This window comes from Bacteroidota bacterium (genome assembly GCA_016194975.1).
Lineage (GTDB): Bacteria > Bacteroidota > Bacteroidia > Palsa-965 > Palsa-965.
In genome coordinates this window covers 96,518-114,431 of record JACQAM010000006.1, presented here as the reverse complement: position 1 = coordinate 114,431, position 17,914 = coordinate 96,518, and the positions used below count along the sequence as shown (strand labels likewise).

At 42.5% G+C, this 17,914-nt stretch carries 22 protein-coding genes; 13 read left to right on the top strand and 9 right to left on the bottom strand.

The window, feature by feature from the left end:
* Positions 1 to 27: 27 nt before the first annotated feature.
* From HY064_04180 to HY064_04165, 4 genes are read right to left on the bottom strand one after another with little or no spacing between them, the layout of a single operon-like run.
* Positions 28 to 414 carry a cytochrome c maturation protein CcmE gene (locus tag HY064_04180; GenBank protein ID MBI3509838.1) on the bottom strand — a complete coding sequence of 129 codons (387 nt, stop codon included), beginning with the start codon at positions 412 to 414 and terminating at the stop codon, positions 28 to 30.
* Positions 411 to 641, bottom strand: a complete 231-nt coding sequence (locus HY064_04175; protein MBI3509837.1) for a hypothetical protein — start codon at positions 639 to 641, stop codon at positions 411 to 413. The genes HY064_04180 and HY064_04175 overlap by 4 nt, the downstream gene beginning before the upstream one ends.
* Complete coding sequence (ccsA, locus tag HY064_04170) at positions 638 to 1,678, bottom strand: cytochrome c biogenesis protein CcsA (protein ID MBI3509836.1); 1,041 nt, start codon at positions 1,676 to 1,678, stop codon at positions 638 to 640. Before ccsA ends, HY064_04175 begins: the two co-directional genes overlap by 4 nt.
* A gap of 15 nt (positions 1,679 to 1,693) precedes the next feature.
* A complete protein-coding gene (locus tag HY064_04165; GenBank protein MBI3509835.1) occupies positions 1,694 to 2,383 on the bottom strand; it encodes a heme exporter protein CcmB in 690 nt (229 codons plus the stop codon).
* Positions 2,384 to 2,486: 103 nt separating this feature from the next.
* On the opposite strand from HY064_04165, the gene HY064_04160 reads away from it, so the two are divergent.
* The 8 genes from HY064_04160 (at position 2,487) to HY064_04125 (ending at position 9,386) form a co-directional block, all read left to right on the top strand.
* Entirely contained in the window at positions 2,487 to 3,044 is a 558-nt protein-coding gene (locus tag HY064_04160) for a glutathione peroxidase (GenBank protein ID MBI3509834.1), read from the top strand.
* Between the two features lie 9 nt (positions 3,045 to 3,053).
* Positions 3,054 to 3,710 (top strand): Crp/Fnr family transcriptional regulator, encoded by a 657-nt coding sequence (locus tag HY064_04155; GenBank protein MBI3509833.1) that lies wholly within the window; start codon positions 3,054 to 3,056, stop codon positions 3,708 to 3,710.
* Between the two features lie 32 nt (positions 3,711 to 3,742).
* A complete protein-coding gene (gene bamD, locus HY064_04150; GenBank protein ID MBI3509832.1) occupies positions 3,743 to 4,573 on the top strand; it encodes an outer membrane protein assembly factor BamD in 831 nt (276 codons plus the stop codon).
* 17 nt (positions 4,574 to 4,590) lie between these two features.
* Positions 4,591 to 4,929: a DNA-directed RNA polymerase subunit omega gene (locus tag HY064_04145; protein ID MBI3509831.1), complete on the top strand. Its 339-nt coding sequence runs from the start codon at positions 4,591 to 4,593 to the stop codon at positions 4,927 to 4,929.
* Positions 4,930 to 4,998: 69 nt separating this feature from the next.
* Complete coding sequence (gene coaBC / locus HY064_04140; GenBank protein ID MBI3509830.1) at positions 4,999 to 6,204, top strand: bifunctional phosphopantothenoylcysteine decarboxylase/phosphopantothenate--cysteine ligase CoaBC; 1,206 nt, start codon at positions 4,999 to 5,001, stop codon at positions 6,202 to 6,204.
* Positions 6,201 to 7,109, top strand: coding sequence for a DUF4835 family protein (locus HY064_04135; GenBank protein MBI3509829.1), 909 nt, complete (start codon positions 6,201 to 6,203; stop codon positions 7,107 to 7,109). The genes coaBC and HY064_04135 overlap by 4 nt, the downstream gene beginning before the upstream one ends.
* A 78-nt stretch (positions 7,110 to 7,187) precedes the next feature.
* Positions 7,188 to 8,249, top strand: a complete 1,062-nt coding sequence (locus HY064_04130; protein MBI3509828.1) for a hypothetical protein — start codon at positions 7,188 to 7,190, stop codon at positions 8,247 to 8,249.
* Positions 8,250 to 8,345: 96 nt separating this feature from the next.
* On the top strand, positions 8,346 to 9,386 hold the full coding sequence (locus HY064_04125; GenBank protein ID MBI3509827.1) for a quinone-dependent dihydroorotate dehydrogenase: 1,041 nt from the start codon (positions 8,346 to 8,348) through the stop codon (positions 9,384 to 9,386).
* A 65-nt stretch (positions 9,387 to 9,451) separates the two neighbouring features.
* Here the strand turns inward: HY064_04125 and HY064_04120 are convergent, their stop codons facing one another.
* On the bottom strand, positions 9,452 to 9,757 hold the full coding sequence (locus tag HY064_04120) for a hypothetical protein (protein ID MBI3509826.1): 306 nt from the start codon (positions 9,755 to 9,757) through the stop codon (positions 9,452 to 9,454).
* A 234-nt stretch (positions 9,758 to 9,991) separates the two neighbouring features.
* Here HY064_04120 and HY064_04115 point away from each other — a divergent pair, with 234 nt between their 5' ends.
* Both HY064_04115 and HY064_04110 read left to right on the top strand, forming a co-directional pair.
* Positions 9,992 to 11,725, top strand: a complete 1,734-nt coding sequence (locus tag HY064_04115) for a M28 family peptidase (protein MBI3509825.1) — start codon at positions 9,992 to 9,994, stop codon at positions 11,723 to 11,725.
* Positions 11,726 to 11,808: 83 nt separating this feature from the next.
* Positions 11,809 to 12,744 carry a hypothetical protein gene (locus HY064_04110; GenBank protein MBI3509824.1) on the top strand — a complete coding sequence of 312 codons (936 nt, stop codon included), beginning with the start codon at positions 11,809 to 11,811 and terminating at the stop codon, positions 12,742 to 12,744.
* Here HY064_04110 and HY064_04105 read toward each other — a convergent pair whose 3' ends face one another.
* On the bottom strand, positions 12,745 to 13,155 hold the full coding sequence (locus tag HY064_04105) for an OsmC family peroxiredoxin (protein ID MBI3509823.1): 411 nt from the start codon (positions 13,153 to 13,155) through the stop codon (positions 12,745 to 12,747). It lies immediately after the preceding gene.
* Positions 13,156 to 13,357: 202 nt separating this feature from the next.
* On the opposite strand from HY064_04105, the gene HY064_04100 reads away from it, so the two are divergent.
* The 3 genes from HY064_04100 to HY064_04090 are packed head-to-tail and all read left to right on the top strand — an operon-like array spanning position 13,358 to position 14,824.
* On the top strand, positions 13,358 to 13,591 hold the full coding sequence (locus tag HY064_04100; protein MBI3509822.1) for a DUF433 domain-containing protein: 234 nt from the start codon (positions 13,358 to 13,360) through the stop codon (positions 13,589 to 13,591).
* An 11-nt stretch (positions 13,592 to 13,602) separates the two neighbouring features.
* Entirely contained in the window at positions 13,603 to 13,959 is a 357-nt protein-coding gene (locus tag HY064_04095; GenBank protein MBI3509821.1) for a DUF5615 family PIN-like protein, read from the top strand.
* Position 13,960: 1 nt separating this feature from the next.
* Complete coding sequence (locus HY064_04090) at positions 13,961 to 14,824, top strand: hydroxymethylglutaryl-CoA lyase (protein ID MBI3509820.1); 864 nt, start codon at positions 13,961 to 13,963, stop codon at positions 14,822 to 14,824.
* A gap of 3 nt (positions 14,825 to 14,827) precedes the next feature.
* Here HY064_04090 and HY064_04085 read toward each other — a convergent pair whose 3' ends face one another.
* The 3 genes from HY064_04085 to HY064_04075 all read right to left on the bottom strand — a co-directional run bounded on the left by HY064_04085 (position 14,828) and on the right by HY064_04075 (position 17,862).
* Positions 14,828 to 15,328 (bottom strand): hypothetical protein, encoded by a 501-nt coding sequence (locus HY064_04085; protein MBI3509819.1) that lies wholly within the window; start codon positions 15,326 to 15,328, stop codon positions 14,828 to 14,830.
* Positions 15,329 to 15,379: 51 nt separating this feature from the next.
* Positions 15,380 to 15,793, bottom strand: a complete 414-nt coding sequence (locus tag HY064_04080) for a PUR family DNA/RNA-binding protein (GenBank protein ID MBI3509818.1) — start codon at positions 15,791 to 15,793, stop codon at positions 15,380 to 15,382.
* 281 nt (positions 15,794 to 16,074) lie between these two features.
* Entirely contained in the window at positions 16,075 to 17,862 is a 1,788-nt protein-coding gene (locus HY064_04075) for an ABC transporter ATP-binding protein (protein ID MBI3509817.1), read from the bottom strand.
* Positions 17,863 to 17,914 lie beyond the last annotated feature (52 nt).

Genomic DNA, 17,914 nt, shown 5'->3' with positions numbered 1-17,914 from the left:
GAAAGAAATATTTTTCCCTGTTGTTTTTTATTTAACGGGGATTTCAACTCCGCTGTTGTATTTCGAAGGACATTTCATGAGCACATCTTTCGCAATGAAATCATCTCCTTTCATGGACCCGATGATCACCACTTGTTGCGAACGTTCGAAATCCTGGGGTTTGCTTTTGAGAAGAATAACATGACGTTCATTTCCTTTGCGATCGATCATGTAAAACGAGAATTTATTCGGATCGGAAGCCGGATCATAAACCATTTTTTTGCTTCGGTCGAGTGTGCCTGCCACATGCACTTCATCATCTGCCTTCATTGCATTTGCAAAATCGGAATAGGTGCTGGAATTTCCGAGCAGCGCAAACATGCTGCCGATGGTAAGTGCAATGAGTAATATTCCGATGATGTGTGTTTTTTTCATTTTTTATTTTCCTTCATTTCCTGTTCCAGTTTCCCGATCTTTTTTTCGATTCTGAAAAGCGCAAGAAATAATATGGACAAAATTACGACGATAACGGCAATTACCGCATTCAAAGAGCCATGTCCGTGCAGAGATTGATATAATTTTTCATCAAGCCCCTGGCTGCTTTGAGCGTTTAATAACGATGCAAAGAGGACAAATAAAACAAGTACTGAATTTTTTTTCATTGGTTCTGAAGGTGAATTTTAATATTTTGTATCCGGAGTTTCAATGAATAGATCCAAAAGCCGAGCAGGATCCATCCAGCAGCCGCCATATAGAAAACAGGGCGCAGCGTATTGTCGAGATCATAGGAATTGAAACCAGGATTACCACCATTTCCCGGGTGAAGAGAATCGGCGAGACGCGGAAGAATTCCAATGAGTACGATCATCATCACGTAAGCGAAAATGCTGTAGATGGCAGTAACACGAGCACATTTCTGTTCATCATCAATTGCATTTCTCAATACAATGTAGGCGAGATAAGCAAGCATGGTAATGGCAGTTCCGTTCAGTTTCACATCGTCCACCCACCACGCACCCCACGTAACGCGCGCCCACATGGAACCGGTGATCAATCCACAAATTCCGAAAATGACTGCGGTCATGATGGCTGTATTGGAACGCCGGTCATATTTCATATCGAAATTCCGGAGAAAGCGCAGATTATTCCACAAAGCCCATGAAAGAAGTGCGATCATCGTGAACCACATGGGAACATGAAAAAATAAATTGCGGATCGACTCATACAGAATATTCCGGAACGGAAAAGCAAAATGATCCTGCTTTTCATTCTTCACTTTCGCATCGCACATAGGCACTATTCCGCCACGAAGTGTGTCGGAAGTAAAAATGGCGTGATCCATATACATTCTTCCGTCGGCATCATTATAAACAGTGAGATCGAAAAACATACTGTCGAGTGCGCTCACGGGCGGAAAAAGAAGATCGGCGTGCGTATCATCTTTCACTACAACAGAATTTGCGCAAATGTGAACCGGTTTATTCTTATCCCAATTGACGAGCCATGCACCGAATGTTTTTTCATTCTGCAGAAAACGCGTATTGTACCCGGTAATTTGCACAGTGAAGGGGGCCGAGTAAGTGGGAATGATGGAATTTGACGTGAGTAAAATTCCGGGAGAAAGCGGGGTGATAATTCCGAAAATTAAAGTGAAAAAAAGCAGTACCACACAAAGAAATTTCCACCAATTCCGCTTCATTTTAATTCCAATTTTTTAGTCGCGCCAAAGGTACGGAAAGAGGAGATATGCGAGTGCTGCGACTACGATGTTCATCGCAGCAAGTACACCTAAATAATTCAATGCTCCGTACCAGGAAAGTCCGTCGGCTGCGTATTTGGAAATTTTTATCGCGGCAAGTAAAACAGGAAGTACAACGGGGAAACCGAGAATGGCCATGAGAGTAAAATTATTTCCTGCTTTGGAAGCGATGGCCGAGATCATCGTGAATGATGAAGCAAGTGCGATGCATCCGAGAAATAATCCGAGCAGGAACATCGGTTGGCCCTGTACAGGAAATCCAATGAGAAATGCAAAAATGCAGAGTGCTGCTGCGCCAAGAAAACACATCAACAGAATATTGTAAACTAATTTTCCGAGCAGAACGGCTCGTGGATCTGCAAGGGTGTAGAGGTAGAGCAAACGTCCTTTGCTTTCGCGCGAGAAACTTCTTGCGGCTGCGGTAACAGCAGCAAAAAGAAGAATGATCCAGAAAAGAGAATTCCAGGTGGGCACATCTTTAACAGTATGAAAACTGAATTTGCAGATGAAGACTGTGGAAACAACGAAAAGCAGCACACCGTAAAAAGCATATTTCTGTCTTGCCTCCTGTATGAATTCAAGCCGTAATAATCCGATCGTCTGTTTCAGAATAGACACGGCGGCAAAGATACGATTCGGTATCATCTTTGTGACTGATGATTGCCGCTCAAAACGCGTTTGTGCCCTTTGTCATCTATTGGCATAATTCATGCTTTGTTTTCTAACTTTACCATTCAAAATATTCTCCATGAAAAAAATAATTCTACCCGCCGTTTTTAGTTTCGCTCTTATTTCTATATCCATGCAAACCGATACTTCCATCAAAACGCTCTATGATTTTCATGCGAAAACCATTGACGGAACTGATTATGATTTTACCAAACTGAAAGGGAAAAAAGTGCTGATCGTGAATACCGCTTCCATGTGTGGATTCACTCCACAGTATGCCGACCTCGAAAAATTATACGAGAAATATCAGCCCACCGGAAAATTTGAGATCCTTGGATTTCCATGCAACCAGTTCGGCCAGCAGGAACCCGGACCGAATGATACAATCAAGGCATTCTGCACGAAGAATTATGGCGTGACTTTCCAGATGATGGACAAGATCGATGTTAAAGGAGAGAACCAGGATGCGATCTATAAGTGGCTGACGACAAAGAGTGAGAATGGTTTAGAAAATAGCGAAGTGAAATGGAATTTTCAGAAATACATGATCGATGAGAATGGAAAATTAGTGGGGCACGTCATGTCGCCCGACAAACCTTTCTGCGATAAGATCGTGAACTGGATCGAAGGAAAATAAGTGAGCCGAATGGGGTTGCTTGATCTGCTAACGGAAGAAGACAGAAAAATATTTTCCCGTACACAAAAGGAAAAAAATATTCTGAAGAACGAATTGCTTTTTTCAGAAGGCAATTCTCCTTCCGGAGTTCATGTGCTGATCAAAGGGAAAGTGAAACTTTTTACTACAGATGTACAGGGCAGGGAACAGATCATTCATCTTGCGAGACCAGGAGATATAATGGGTTATCGTGCTGTGCTCGGAAATGATTCTTATTCCTGCAGCGCATCGGCGCTCGAAGATTCGCTGGTAACGATCATTCCGCGCGAAACTTTTTTTCTTCTCCTCGAACAGAATGCCGCTTTTTCCCATTCCATCATTAAATTACTTACAGCAGAATTGCGTCACGCCGAGCATCACCTTGCGGGAATGGCGCGCAAACCGGTGAAGGCGCGGTTGGCTGATGCTGTTTTGCATCTTGCAGAAACTTACGGTTACGAAGAGGATGGCAGTACCTTACCCGTTTCGCTTACGAGAGAAGAAATAGCAGGGCTTGTGGGAACAGCAACGGAGACCACGATCCGTATTCTGAAAAGCATGGAAGAGGAGGGTTTGCTGGCAACTTCCGGAAGGAAGATCCGTCTTCTTGATGTGACCGCTTTGCGCCGTTGTGCCCGAAACGCGTGATTCGCAGGAAAATCGTAAATTTGCGCCCTCTCATGAAACGCGGACTTTTCTTCTTCATTTTCTTTCTCGGGACTTTTCTTCTCGCTTGCAATGATTTCAATAAATTACAGAAAAGCACCGACCTCAACCTTAAGTATGACAAGGCCGTGGAGTATTACGATAAAAAAGATTACACCAAGGCCCAGATGCTGTTCGATGAATTGTACACGGTGATGAGAGGAACGGAAAAAGCGCAGAATACAAATTACTACCTCGCTTATTGCGATTATTACATGCAGGATTACATTATGGCCGGTTATCTTTTCAGAACTTATTTCCGCACATATCCCACGAGCGAGCACGCGGCCGAGTGCCTGTACATGAGCGCGTATTGTCATTACGAGGAATCGCCACCGTACACGCTTGACCAGGAAGACACCTATTCTGCTATTGAGGAATTCCAGTATTTCATCCAGATGTTTCCGACCGATACTGCGAGAATTCACGAATGCAACAAACTCGTAGATAACCTGCATAAGAAGCTGGAGAAAAAAGCATTTTTCAATGCCAAGCAATATTACCAGATCCAGGATTATCGTGCGGCGATCACCTCATTCAATCAGTTCCTTCACGATTATCCTGATACACATTACCGCGAAGAAAGCGTTTACCTTACCGTGATGTCAAAATATAAATTGGCAGAGAACAGTGTCGATGCTAAAAAATCAGAGCGCATTGCTGATGCCATCAATGCCTGCAATGATTTTCTTGCCACTTACCAGCAGAGTGAATGGACAGGTGAAGTAAAATCAACTTTAGAGAAAGCACAGAAACTCCAGAAGAAAGTGGAGAACGATAATAAAACCAATCACACGAACAATTAATCCAATCAATACTAACCATGGTAGATTTCAAAAAAACAAACGCAGAATTCACAACCGTTACACGCGACATCAGGCAGATTGATGCTCCAACCGGCAACCTGTATGAGAGTGTAGCTATTCTTTCCAAACGCGCCAACCAGATCAGCGCAGAACTGAAAGAAGAGCTCAATGGAAAACTTAATGAGTTCGCTACTCACACCGACAATCTCGAAGAAGTTTTCGAGAACCGCGAGCAGATCGAGATTTCTAAATTCTATGAGCGGCTTCCGAAACCCACGCAGATCGCAACACAGGAATTCCTCGAAGGAAAAGTTTATCACCGCAATGCATCGAAAGACGCACCGGAGGGAAACTGAGTTGTTCCGAAATTAATTCCGCTGGACATGCCGGTCTTTCCTGATCGCATGTCCTTCGTTTTTTAATTCATGCTCAAAGGAAAAAAAATATTACTCGGTGTAACCGGTGGAATTGCCGCCTACAAATCGGCGTTTCTCGTGCGCCTGCTCGTGAAAGCGGGTGCAGATGTGCGCGTGATCATGACGCAGATGGCGCATGAATTCATAACACCGCTTACACTTTCCACACTTTCGAAACATCCTGTTCTCACTGAATTCACGAAAGGAAAAACCGGTGAATGGAATAATCACGTGGAGCTTGGTTCGTGGGGCAATGCGATGATCATTGCGCCCGCAAGTGCAAATACAATTTCCAAAATGGCGGAAGGAAGAAGCGATAATTTATTGCTCGCTGTTTTTCTTTCTGCACGCTGCCCTGTTTTTCTTGCGCCGGCCATGGATCTCGATATGTATGCACATAAACTGACGCAGGAAAATATTCTCCGCCTTAAAAATGCAGGAGTGAAAATAATTGCACCTGGAAAAGGTGAACTGGCAAGCGGCCTTTCGGGTGAAGGAAGAATGGCGGAACCGGAAGAGATCGTTTCTGTGCTTGAGGCAACGATGGAGAAAACAAACCGTCTTGAAGGTAAAAAGATACTCGTGACCGCCGGTCCTACATTTGAAGCGATCGATCCCGTACGTTTCATTGGCAATCATTCATCGGGAAAAATGGGATTTGCTATTGCAGGAGAACTTGCCGCTCGCGGTGCAGACGTTGTGCTCATCACCGGGCCTGTTTCACTGCAGACGGAAAATAATAAAGTGAAAAGAATAAATGTGAATACCGCGGCGGAGATGATGAAAAAGTGTTTGAAAGAATTTCCCTCCTGCAACGGGGCGATCATGGCGGCAGCTGTAGCCGATTATCGCCCGGCAAAAATTTCAAAAAAGAAAATAAAAAAAGAGGAACAGAAACTGGATGAAATAAAATTAGTAGAGACAGAAGACATCCTCGCTTCATTGGGAAAATTAAAAAAGAAAAAACAGGTGCTGGCAGGGTTCGCACTCGAAACGGAGAATGCCATTGCCAATGCAAAGAAAAAACTGAAGAACAAAAAACTCGATATGATCATCGTGAATTCGCTCAGCGAAAAAGGAGCCGGCTTCGGAACCGATACGAATCGCATTTCCATCATCGACAAAAATGGTAAAACAAGTAACTTTGATCTGAAGCTGAAAAAAGAAGTGGCTTCGGATATCGTAGATCTTTTCGAAAAAAAATTACACGGATGAAACGAATCATTTTTTTACTCCTTCTCTTTTTCTCTGCAATTACAATCCGGGTAAGTGCGCAGGAATTGAATTGCCAGATACAGGTACTCTCACCACAGATACAGGGTACGACGGAAAAAAGAATTTTCGATAATCTCCAGAAATCATTATTCGAATTCATGAACAATACCAAATGGACGAATGATGTTTTTTCCCCGGAAGAAAAAATTCTCTGCAATCTTGTTCTCACCATCAATGAAAAAGTTTCTACCGACGAATACAAGGGAACATTACAGATCCAGTCTTCACGGCCGGTCTTCAAATCTTCTTATTCATCTACGCTCATCAATCACAACGACGTGGACATTCAATTCAAATACGTCGAATTTCAGCCGATGGAATTTTCCATCTCACAACATCTCAGTAATCTCACTTCCATTTTTGCTTTTTACGCTTATGTGATCATTGCTACCGATTACGATTCTTTTTCGCTCGACGGCGGAACTCCATTCTGGCAAAAAGCGCAGACCATTGTTTCCAATGCGCAGCAGGCGCCGGAGAAAGGATGGAAATCAATGGACGGGAATAAAGACCGTTACTGGATCGCTGATAATATGCTGCAATCGATCTACTCGCCCGTGCGCGAATGCATTTACAAATATCATCGCCTCGGTTTCGATATCATGTACCAGGATGTGAATGGAGGAAGAGCGATAGTGCTCGAAGCTTTGCTGTTGCTCGATAAAGTGAATGATCAGAAACCGCTTTCGTGGGCCGTACAGATGTTCTTCAATGCGAAAGTGGATGAGATCGTAAAACTTTTTTCCGGTGCCTTGCCCGACGAAAAAACAAAAGTCACCACGCTGTTGCAAAAGATAGATCCTGCACATGGAATCCAGTGGCAGAAGATCACTCAGGCACAATAAATTTCCTTTCGCACAATTTCCCTGTATTTCATTCACGGGTTTGGTATAATTTTGGCATTCCTGTTCAAAAACCAACTCATGAAAATATTTTCTTTTTTTCGCCCTCTTCCGTTTTTCATTGCAGCAGTTTTTTTTATGATCGCTGCCGGACAATCCTGCAAAATGGCAGGCACGCAAATTCAGATCCTGCAACCTGCCGACATCATGTTGCCTCAGCATTTTCAGAAATTTGTGCTTGCTGATCGTACGCGTCCCGGAAAAGGAAATGGGCAAGGTGCGCTGAATGTGCTCGAAGGAATTGCAACAGGCGAAGGAGTTTTCACTGATAAATGGGGAGCAGAAGATTGCATTGAAGGATTGCGCCAGGTGCTCATACAAACTCCGCGCTATACTGTTACAGTTGCTGCTGTTGATACTGCTCTTAAAGGAACGGGCCGCAGGCAAACGATGCCTCCGCTTGATTGGAACACCGTTAAAAAAATGGTAGGAGGAGATACGTCAACAGGATTGATCGTTCTCGAAGCATTTGATTCGAATACCGATATTTTCAGTGAGATTGCATCTGCAGCAACTGCAACTTCGCCGGCGTCGTATCGTGCGCACGGACGCGTGAACGTGTATTGCGTGTGGAGAATTTACGATCTGAAAAACAGAACGGTTGTGGACGAATACAACCAGGATTTTAATACACAATTTGACGGGAGTGGCGCAACTGCAGTTTTAGCTGAAGGAAATCTTCCTGCGCGGAATACGATGGTGCAGCGCGCGGGCATTGCAGCCGGACAACAATATGCCCATCGCATTTCTCCGCAATGGATTTGGGTAGCACGTTCGTATTACAAAAAAGGAAGTCCGGAAATGAGACGGGCCGCACATCTTGCACGCGTAAAAAACTGGCATGATGCAACAGACATCTGGAATAAACAATCTACTTCTTCCGATCCGAAAATTGCTTCGCGCGCGAGTTACAATCTTGCATTATCCGCCGAACAGGATGGCCAGCTTGATCTCGCCATTCAGTGGGCAGAGCGTGCGCAAACAATGGGAGATAAATGCGCGGGACGTTACATTGCTATTCTCAATCAGCGCAAAGCCGATATTGATAAACTGAATGAACAAATGAAAGGGAAAAAACAGTAGCCGGTTGTTAGCGGCAGCAGCAGTGAGCAGGGTTCAGTAAAAAAAAAGTAACCGACAACTGACGACCGACAACTGACAACTGTACCTTTGTAGCCGATGTATAAATTTTTTCTCCGGCCTTTTTTCTTCCTCTTCGATCCGGAGAAAATTCACCACTTCGTTTTTACTTCCATTAAATTCTGTTTCTGCATTCCCGGAGTGCCGGCTATTTTCCGCGCTTTTTACAATTTCAAAGATCCGCGGCTCGAAGTAAAATTATTCGGAATGACTTTTCCGAATCCCGTTGGACTCGCTGCCGGATTTGACAAGGATGCAAAATTGTTTGATGAACTTGGCCAGCTTGGTTTTGGTTTTATTGAAATAGGAACGGTGACTCCGTTGGCACAGGAAGGAAATCCTAAGCCGAGAATGTTTCGTTTGAAAAAAGATGAGGGATTGATCAATAGAATGGGATTCAATAATGAAGGAGCTGCTGCTGCTGCTGCGCGATTGAAAAAAAGAAAAACAAAAATTGTCATTGGAGGAAATATCGGGAAGAATAAATTGACGCCGAATGAAAATGCAGGCGATGATTATGAAAAATGTTTTGAAGAGCTTTTTCCTGTTGTTGATTTTTTTGTGGTGAATGTAAGTTCGCCGAATACACCGGGTTTGCGTGAATTGCAGGAGAAAGGCCCGCTGAAAGAATTGTTGATGCGTTTGAAAAAACTTAATTCGGTAAAACCAAAACAAAAAGCAATTCTGCTGAAGATCGCGCCCGATCTTACGAATGAACAACTCGACGACATCATTGAAATTGTAAGAGAAACAAAAATTGATGGAGTAGTGGCAACGAACACAACAATCTCGCGCGAAGGACTCCAAACTCCAAACTCCAAACTCGAAACAATTGGAGCGGGTGGACTCAGCGGAAAACCATTGGGAAAAAGATCGACTGAAGTCATAAAATATCTTTCAGAGAAATCCAACAAAGCATTTCCGATCATAGGAGTTGGTGGAATTAATTCTGCGGAAGATGCGATCGAAAAATTAGAAGCGGGAGCGAGTCTCGTCCAGGTGTACACCGGATTTATTTACCAGGGGCCGGGAATTGCGAAGAAGATATGTAAGGAGATCGTTAGAAGAAAAGGAAATTAATTTCTGCAGTGTAACAGTTTGAAGTGGTGTCGGGCGTTACACCCGACACAGGCATGCGCGAGAGTTCAAACTGTGAGACTGCAAGCTTTAGGTGATGGAATGGATTGAATGATGCGGAGAAGACTTTTTACATTGGCACAATTCAAATTCTGCTTGCCCCCGATCGTATCAACCAAAAGGGTAGGTACAATTTGTACCCATCCTTTAGCAATCTCCTCGTCGCGTTCACGCATCCGCTTGATGTATTGTTTTGGGTCAGCGCTATCTGTGAGGATAAGGATCACGTCTTCTACAACGAAATACCATTTTTCATCTTCTGGATTCCAAACCGATCTTACCTGTTTGCTTTCGAATAATTTAATACTGCTCATGTTCGTTTATAAATAATGTTCTCCGCAAGTTTAAATCAATTTTCGAAAGTTGTCTAATGATTTCGGATAATGCTATTTCTTTTAGCTGGATGAAATGAAAATAAATCATTTGGCCCGCAAAGTAGGCCGGGAATTGCGAAGAAGATATGCAAGGAGATCGTGAGAAGAAATCATTGATTTTTCGTTATTGACATTCGCTTTGCTTTTGCTTAAATTTGATTTCACCTTTTTCCCATGAAAAAACTTCTCCTTCCGTTTATCGCAATATTTCTTCCGGCAATTTTTTCTGCACAAACCAATTTCGTTTGCACAACTCCGGTTGCGGAACAAATTATGCTCGGCAATTACAATCCGGCAATGTATGCACCATCAGTTGTCATCGATCAGCCGTCCGTAATCTCGCAGGGAATTCTTGCCAATGTTTCTCCCGATTCCTTGAAGAGTTATATTCTTCAACTCGCTGCTTTTAAAAACAGGAACACCGGATCAGATACAACAGCTTCTAATTTCGGAATCGGTGCCGCGCGCAGGTGGGCGTATGGAAAATTTTCGCAGTTCAGTTCTGCCAATGAAAATCGTTTAATCCCTTCCTATCTGCAATTCAACCTGCAGATCTGCACGATGGGCCAGCATCGTGAAGCGTTTGCTGTTCTTCCCGGATCAGATACGACAGACAAACACATTATGATCATCGAAGGGCACATGGATAGCCGCTGCGAAGGATTGTGCGATTCACTTTGCACGGCCGAGGGTGTGGAAGACAATGCGAGTGGGAGTGCGCTCGTGCTCGAACTCGCGCGTGTGATGAGCAAATATTATTTTCATCACACGATCGTTTTCATCATTACCATTGGAGAAGAACAAGGATTGTACGGCGCAGAAGCATTTGCCGATTACACACAACAAAAAGGAATTTTAATTAAAGCTGTTCAGAATAATGATGTGATCGGCGGAATTATCTGCGGGCAAACATCTTCTCCGCCAAGCTGTCCGGGATTGAATGACATCGATTCTGTTGGTGTTCGTTTATTTTCGCTCGGTGCTTACAATTCTGCGCACAAACAATATTCGCGTTACATAAAATTAGAATACAAAGAAATGATTCGTCCTTCATTGACATGGGGAACAGATATCCGCATCATGTCGCCCGAAGACAGGACGGGCAGAGGAGGAGATCATCAGCCATTCCGCCAGCATTCTTACACGGCCATGCGTTTCACTTCTGCGAATGAACACGGTGATGCAAATGTGGTGGATACTGCTTATCACGATCGGCAGCATACGACGCGGGATACGCTGGGTGTGGATACGAACAGTGATCTTGTCATTGATAGTTTTTTTGTTGACTTCCGTTATCTCGCAAGAAATGCAGTGATCAATGGAAATGCTGCGGCAATGGCGGCAATGAGCCCGAAGTCTCCCGATTTTATTCTTTCTACTTACGACAGCAATCTTGTCATTCACGTTACTCAGCAAACTCAATATCAAACTTATCGCGTGGGTGTGCGCACGACCACGAATGATTGGGATTCCGTTTACACATTTTCCGGAACGCTCATTGATACGATCAATGTTCCGCCGGCAACGATGTATTATGTAAGCATAGCATCGGTGGATTCACTGGGAATAGAAAGTATTTTTTCGCGCGAATACATGACAACTCCATTGGGAATCGAAGACTATTTAAAAGTAATGCCGGGGATTGAATTATTGCAGAATCATCCGAATCCATTCGATGAAGCGACGTACATCCAGTTCAATGTGAATGAAATTCCTGCTTACAAACATGCTTCAGTAAAAATTATTTCTACCGACGGAAAGCTGGTTAAGGAAATTCCCGTTCAGTTGCAGATGGGAAATAATGAAGTGTTGTATGAACATGGTTATGGTGCAACCGGAATTTATTTTTATTCGCTGGTCATAGATGGAAAAGTAATCGGGACGAAGGAGATGGTGTTTGCGAATTGAGATTATTACTACGATTGTTCAACGAATCCCAACACTTGTTGAAAGTTCATATCCTCTGGTAATGAGAAACGTAATTTTCTCTTATGAAAACCGGGAAACGGAAGAATAGTATTTCACTTTTTCAGATCTGCCTCGTTGGTATTGTGCTTTTTATTTATTCTCTTCTTGCCGATCAGTGTTTCCCTTCCGCAAAAGATATTCAGGTTGAAAAGGATTCTCTTGCTGCCGTTGCAGAAATGGATTCTATTCTCGAAGTGTGCAGAATTGATTCGATAAAAGACGCTGAGCAACTTGATTCGATGAATGAGATCGTCCCTGCTTTGCAAAAATTTGACAACTCACTTGGTTTTCCGCGATGGTCAGAAGAATATCTCGATTCCTTTCTTCGCGCCGATACATTTGATCTCGAGCGGTACAAGGATCGTTTTCGTCATCCTAAATCCGGCAAATTTCAATTGTATCCAGATGAACTTGATGTTTCAGATCTTGTGGAGATGAATTGGGATGACTACTACCGGATCTTTCAGAAACGGATCACCTACGAGAATGATTCGAAAGGAAAATACTATTTCTATTCTATTGAGGATACATCGGCGCGTGCCTACGATGTTTTCACGATCCTGCATTGCGTAAATGATGAAGAATCCGATCTGGAAATTATTTTCATGGGAAAGAAGGGAAAAATTGCAGATGAATTCCTTGTCTCGGGATTTTCATCTGATATGGCAGATGAAGAAGATGGGGGAAATGTTTCCATCACTACTTCTTCTTTCATCTCAAAAACAAGAATGATCAGCGATACGTGGTACAACCAACCGATGAATCATTACGACACGGTTTACGATGCATCCGGAAGAATAGTCAGGACAGACATTGTCCATTACCAATTCAAATTTGCAATAACGACCGAAGGAAAAGTCATCCAGCAGTCAATGACAACAAATGACAAGATGTTACCCTATTTCACTGAAAAGGAGCGAGCATTTTTTCATTCCCCACCCGAAATGAAGTACTACTGATCAGATCAAAGAAGCTTCCATCGTGATCGGCATATTCAGTGATTTCGAAACCGGGCAAGTTGCTTTTGCTTCTTCCGCCGCTTTCTGAAATGCTTCTGCACTTATTCCCGGAACTTTTGCTTTGCAAACAAGATGAGAGAATTCGATCATGCCGTTCGCCAGTTGATTCTCGCAAAATGTTTCGATCGATTCTGGAGGAAATCCTGCAGCGCCTATAACGAAAGCGAGTTTCATGGAGAAACATCCTGCATGTGCCGCTGCAATAAGTTCTTCAGGATTTGTTCCAACACCATCTTCAAATCGTGATTTATAGGAATATTGCGCGTTGCTGAGTGTAGTACTTCCGGTAGAAAGTTTTCCGCTTCCTTCTTTTCCGGTTCCGAGCCAAACGGCTGTTGCACTTCTTTTCATGGTGTTAGTTTTAATGCTTTTGTGTTGTATAAAATTAGCCTATTTCATCTCAGTTATGGAAGATAATTTTAATAGTTCATAGCTTGGTTAGGTAGAGAACAACAAAGAAATAATTCAGGAATTCAAATATCTTGCAACGATCAAGTTGAATGAATAAACTGTAACGACCCAATGATCTCTTCAAATTTCCTACCTTAGTGTTATGAATTCGTTAATGTCACGCATCAGTTTGAACTCGGAAGTTTGCAACGGACAACCGACAATTCGCAATATGAGATTCACCGTATCTCAAATGCTCGAATTACTTGCTGGAGGAATGACTGCAAATGAAATTCTTGCAGATTATTCCTACATCGAGCAGGATGATATCAATGCTTGCCTGTTATATGCTTCTTATATGGCAAAGACTAAAAGTGTTCTTCCTTTAGCCAGCTAAATACGTCGATTTTGAAATTCATTGTCGACACGCAACTTCCACCTTCCTTATCCACTTTTCTTAAGAATCGTGGGCACGACTGTGTTCACACCACTGACTTTCCCGAAGGTCAGCTAATGAAAGATGAGCAGATTCGCAAATTAGCATTTGAACAAGACCGAATAATCATCACGAAGGATTCAGATTTTTTTGATCATTTCATTGTCAAAGGAGCACCTCCAAAAGTTCTACTTATTGAACTTGGAAATGTTGGAAACAAAACACTCCTTTCTGTGATTAGCGCGAATCTCGATGCAATCATTCAGACATATGAAAAAAGTTCATCTTCGCTGATCATACTTCAGGAGAAAAATCTTCTCGCATATTAATATGGTTCCTGATTCAAAACTTCAACTTATAGAATGCCCGCGTGATGCCATGCAGGGCATTCATGAATTTATTCCTACAGAAAAAAAAATTTTCTATATCAATTCCATTCTCAAATGCGGATTTGATACCGTTGACTTCGGAAGTTTTGTTTCGCCGAAAGCCATTCCGCAATTGCGCGACACCGAAGAAGTCCTTTCGAAACTCGAACCCCGAAACTCTAAACTGCTTTCTATTATTGCAAACGTACGTGGGGCAGAAGATGCAGTGAAGTTCGAACAGATATCTTACCTCGGTTACCCATTTTCTGTTTCAGAAACTTTTCAATTGAGAAATACCAATGCGACGATCGGGCAATCATTGACAAGAGTGGAGGAGATTCAGCAATTGTGTGTGAAGAAAAATAAAAAACTCGTCGTCTATATTTCTATGGCATTCGGAAATCCGTATGGCGATCCGTGGAGTGCAGAAGTTGTAATTGCGTGGACAAAAAAATTATCCGCAATGGGAATTGAGATCATTGCCTTGGCTGATACTATTGGCGTTTCAAATCCTGAAAACATAAATTATTTATTCTCGAATATCATTCCCGAATTTCCAAAACTCACCATAGGCGCGCACTTACACACTACGCCCGACTCGTGGAAAGAAAAAATGGAAGCAGCCTGGAAAGCAGGATGCAAACGTTTTGATTCTGCAATAAAAGGTTTTGGCGGTTGTCCAATGGCGACTGATAAACTCACCGGCAATATGCCAACGGAAAAAGTGCTGGAATTTTTTACTGAGAAAAATATTAATACAGGAATTGAAATGAAAAATTTCGGAGCGGCTATGGAAGAAGCAGGAAAAGTTTTTTCAGCGGAGTGATGCTCACTCATCGGCGTTCACATCCCAGTCGGAAATTTTATCAGTCGCAACATTATAAAAGGCGTACCAGAAATTTGCGCCACCGCCGTCCACTGTAAAATGTGGGTTCTTCACCTGGTCATCACCAATTCCGGTCATCGGCATGAATGCCTCAATACTGATGATCTTTTCTCCTCTGTAATTTTTGTAAGCCATGTAGCGCCGCAGGTATTTTGAAAGATTCCTGATGACAAATTCCTTGTTGCTGATATTCCTGCTCATCATCATGGAGTCGTGAGAATTAATATCGCAGGCAATAAAATAAGAATTCGCAAGCGCTGTATCGCGCACCAGTGCTTTTTCCAGCATGATTATTTCATTGCGATCAATGGAAGCTGAGCTGTCACCGTATTCGATCTTCGAATCAACAATGAATCCCTTGAACCCGGTTCCGCTGATTTCCTCATCCTGCTTACAGGAAAAAAAAAACGCGAGGAAAAAATATATGGAAAGGAGAAATTTCATTTAAAAAAAATCCCGGCTCTTAACCGGGATATATTTTTTTGTTTCATCAAATCATCTGTTACCGAGATCTTCAAAGCTCACATCATTGCTCACAGGATTCTGGGCCTGCGAATTATCAATGTTGTGATTCACCTCCGTGTTATTATGATCAGCATGGCCGTTATGGTTGTGATGCTGTTGTGGAGGCCCACCCGGATTATTCTCACGGATAAAGTTGATCACTTCCATGAGTCCGTCAGCGAATTTTTCAAAATCTTCTTTGTAAAGAAAAAGTTTATGCTTTTCATAATGGAAGCGCCCATCATCTCCGAAACGTTTTTTACTCTCGGTAATGGTCAGGTAGTAATCGTTGCCCTTCGTCGCCTTTACGTCGAAGAAATAGGTGCGTTTGCCCGCCTTAACAGGACGTGAAAAAATCTCCTGTTGATCGTTGTACCTATGGTCCGTGTTTCCGTCTTGGTTCATGCTATTTGTTAGGTGGTATCTAACAAAAATAGAAAAAAAAAGGATAAATAATTTAGGTTATTCGTTTTCAGGCAACTATTGCATTGCTTTTGAAGCATTGTCTATCGGCCGCCCTACTACCATTAACTTAATAATTATACTTAAAAATCTAATTTATAGTATTTTATGTATTATTAATTAATGAAACAGATCAATATTGTTTTTTTGAAGGAAACCGTCAGAAACTTGTACTTACATTGAATTCAGGGAATCCTGATGCCCCATAAAAGTAAAATCCAAAATCAGTTCTTCTCTTTCAATTCCTCAACCTGTTTTCGATAAAGTTCGGCGTAAATGCCTTTTTTCTCAATGAGCGAATCATGATCGCCCTGCTCAATGATCTTTCCCTGGTCAAGAACAATTATTTTATCGCATTGCCGCACACTCGAAACGCGATGGCTGATAATGACCGTCGATCTTCCTTTCATTATTTTCGAAAGATTGCCCAGTATCTCATCTTCTGTTTCAGTATCAACAGCAGAAAGACAATCGTCAAATATGAGAATGCGTGGTTTTTTCAGGATTGCCCTTGCAATGGAAATACGCTGCTGTTGTCCGCCGGATAATGTTACGCCACGTTCACCCACCATTGTATTGAATCCATCAGGGAATTCCATGATATTGGAATAAACGGCCGCGTCCCTTGCAGCTTTTTCAATAACCGGCTTCTGCCCCTCATTTTTTTCAGTGTCCGAATTGTTCAGATCATGAGCGCTGAATGCAATATTGTCGGCAATGGTTTCAGAAAAAAGAAAAACTTCCTGAGGCACATATCCTGTTTTATCACGCAACTCATCCAGGTTTATTTCGCGGATATCTTTATCATCAATTAATATTTTTCCGTTCGAAACATCGAAAAGCCGCAAGAGTAAATGTGCGATCGTCGATTTACCGGCGCCGGTTCTGCCAATGAAAGCGACCGATTCTCCGGGCTCGATGACGAATGAAATATTTTTCAGTGCTTGTGTTTTACTGTGTTCATATTCGAATGAAACATTCCTGAATTCAATTTTTCCTTCGAGATGAAGTGGCGCTGTTGATGGATTGGTAATGCCCGGTTTCGTTTTCAGAAATTCATTGATGCGTTCCTGCGATGCTGCTGCGCGCTGCACGAGAGATGTTACCCATCCGAGAGAAGCGATGGGCCAGGTGAGGCGCATCACGTAAAGTACAAATGAATTAATAGTTCCCGGAGTTGCTTTTCCATCTATAACCTGCCATCCTCCAACAAAAATCGTGAGAATGATACTTGCACCAATGAGCACCATCATGAACGGCTGAAAAAGAGATTCGGTTTTTGCAAGCGACATATTTAGTTTTCGATAATCGGCAGAGGCAGTATCGAATCGTTGCTGCATGGTTTCTTCCCTTGCAAATGCTTTAACTACCCGTATCCCTGAAAATGTTTCCTGTGCATAAGTGGTAATGAGTGAAAGTTGCCGCTGTACACCCAATGATTTTCGGTTGATGAGGTTGCTTACATAATAGATCGAGAAAGCAAGAATCGGAAGCGGAGAAAGTACGAAGAGTGAAAGACGAACATCTTTGCTAAACATGAAATAGATCGTGATGATCACCGTAATGATCGTGGTGGTCGCATACATCACGGCCGGGCCTATGTACATGCGCACGCGACTCACATCTTCACTGATGCGGTTCATCAGGTCGCCGGTATTATTCTGCTTGTAAAATGACTGATCGAGATCCTGGTAATGTGCAAAAATCTCATTCTTCATATCATACTCAATGAGCCGCGACATGACAATGATCGTTTGCCGGTTGAGAAAAAGAAAAAAACCGTAAGCAAGTGTGTAAAGGATTATTTCTGCGCCGTATAAAAAAAGAACGTGAAAAGTTTTATCCCTGTCGAAGTGATGTGTCATTGCGGTCCTCGCAAAATCAAGTCCCCTTCCGAGAAAATCAACCGAGCTCGTAATAAAAAATGTGGAGAGAGAAATAAAAATTATCCCGGAAAAAAATCTCAACCGGTAGCGCCAGAAAAATTTATTCAGATAACCTAATGATCGCACAGAATTTATTGATTGAACAGGATTGTTACGAAATGAAAAACAGCTACTTTTG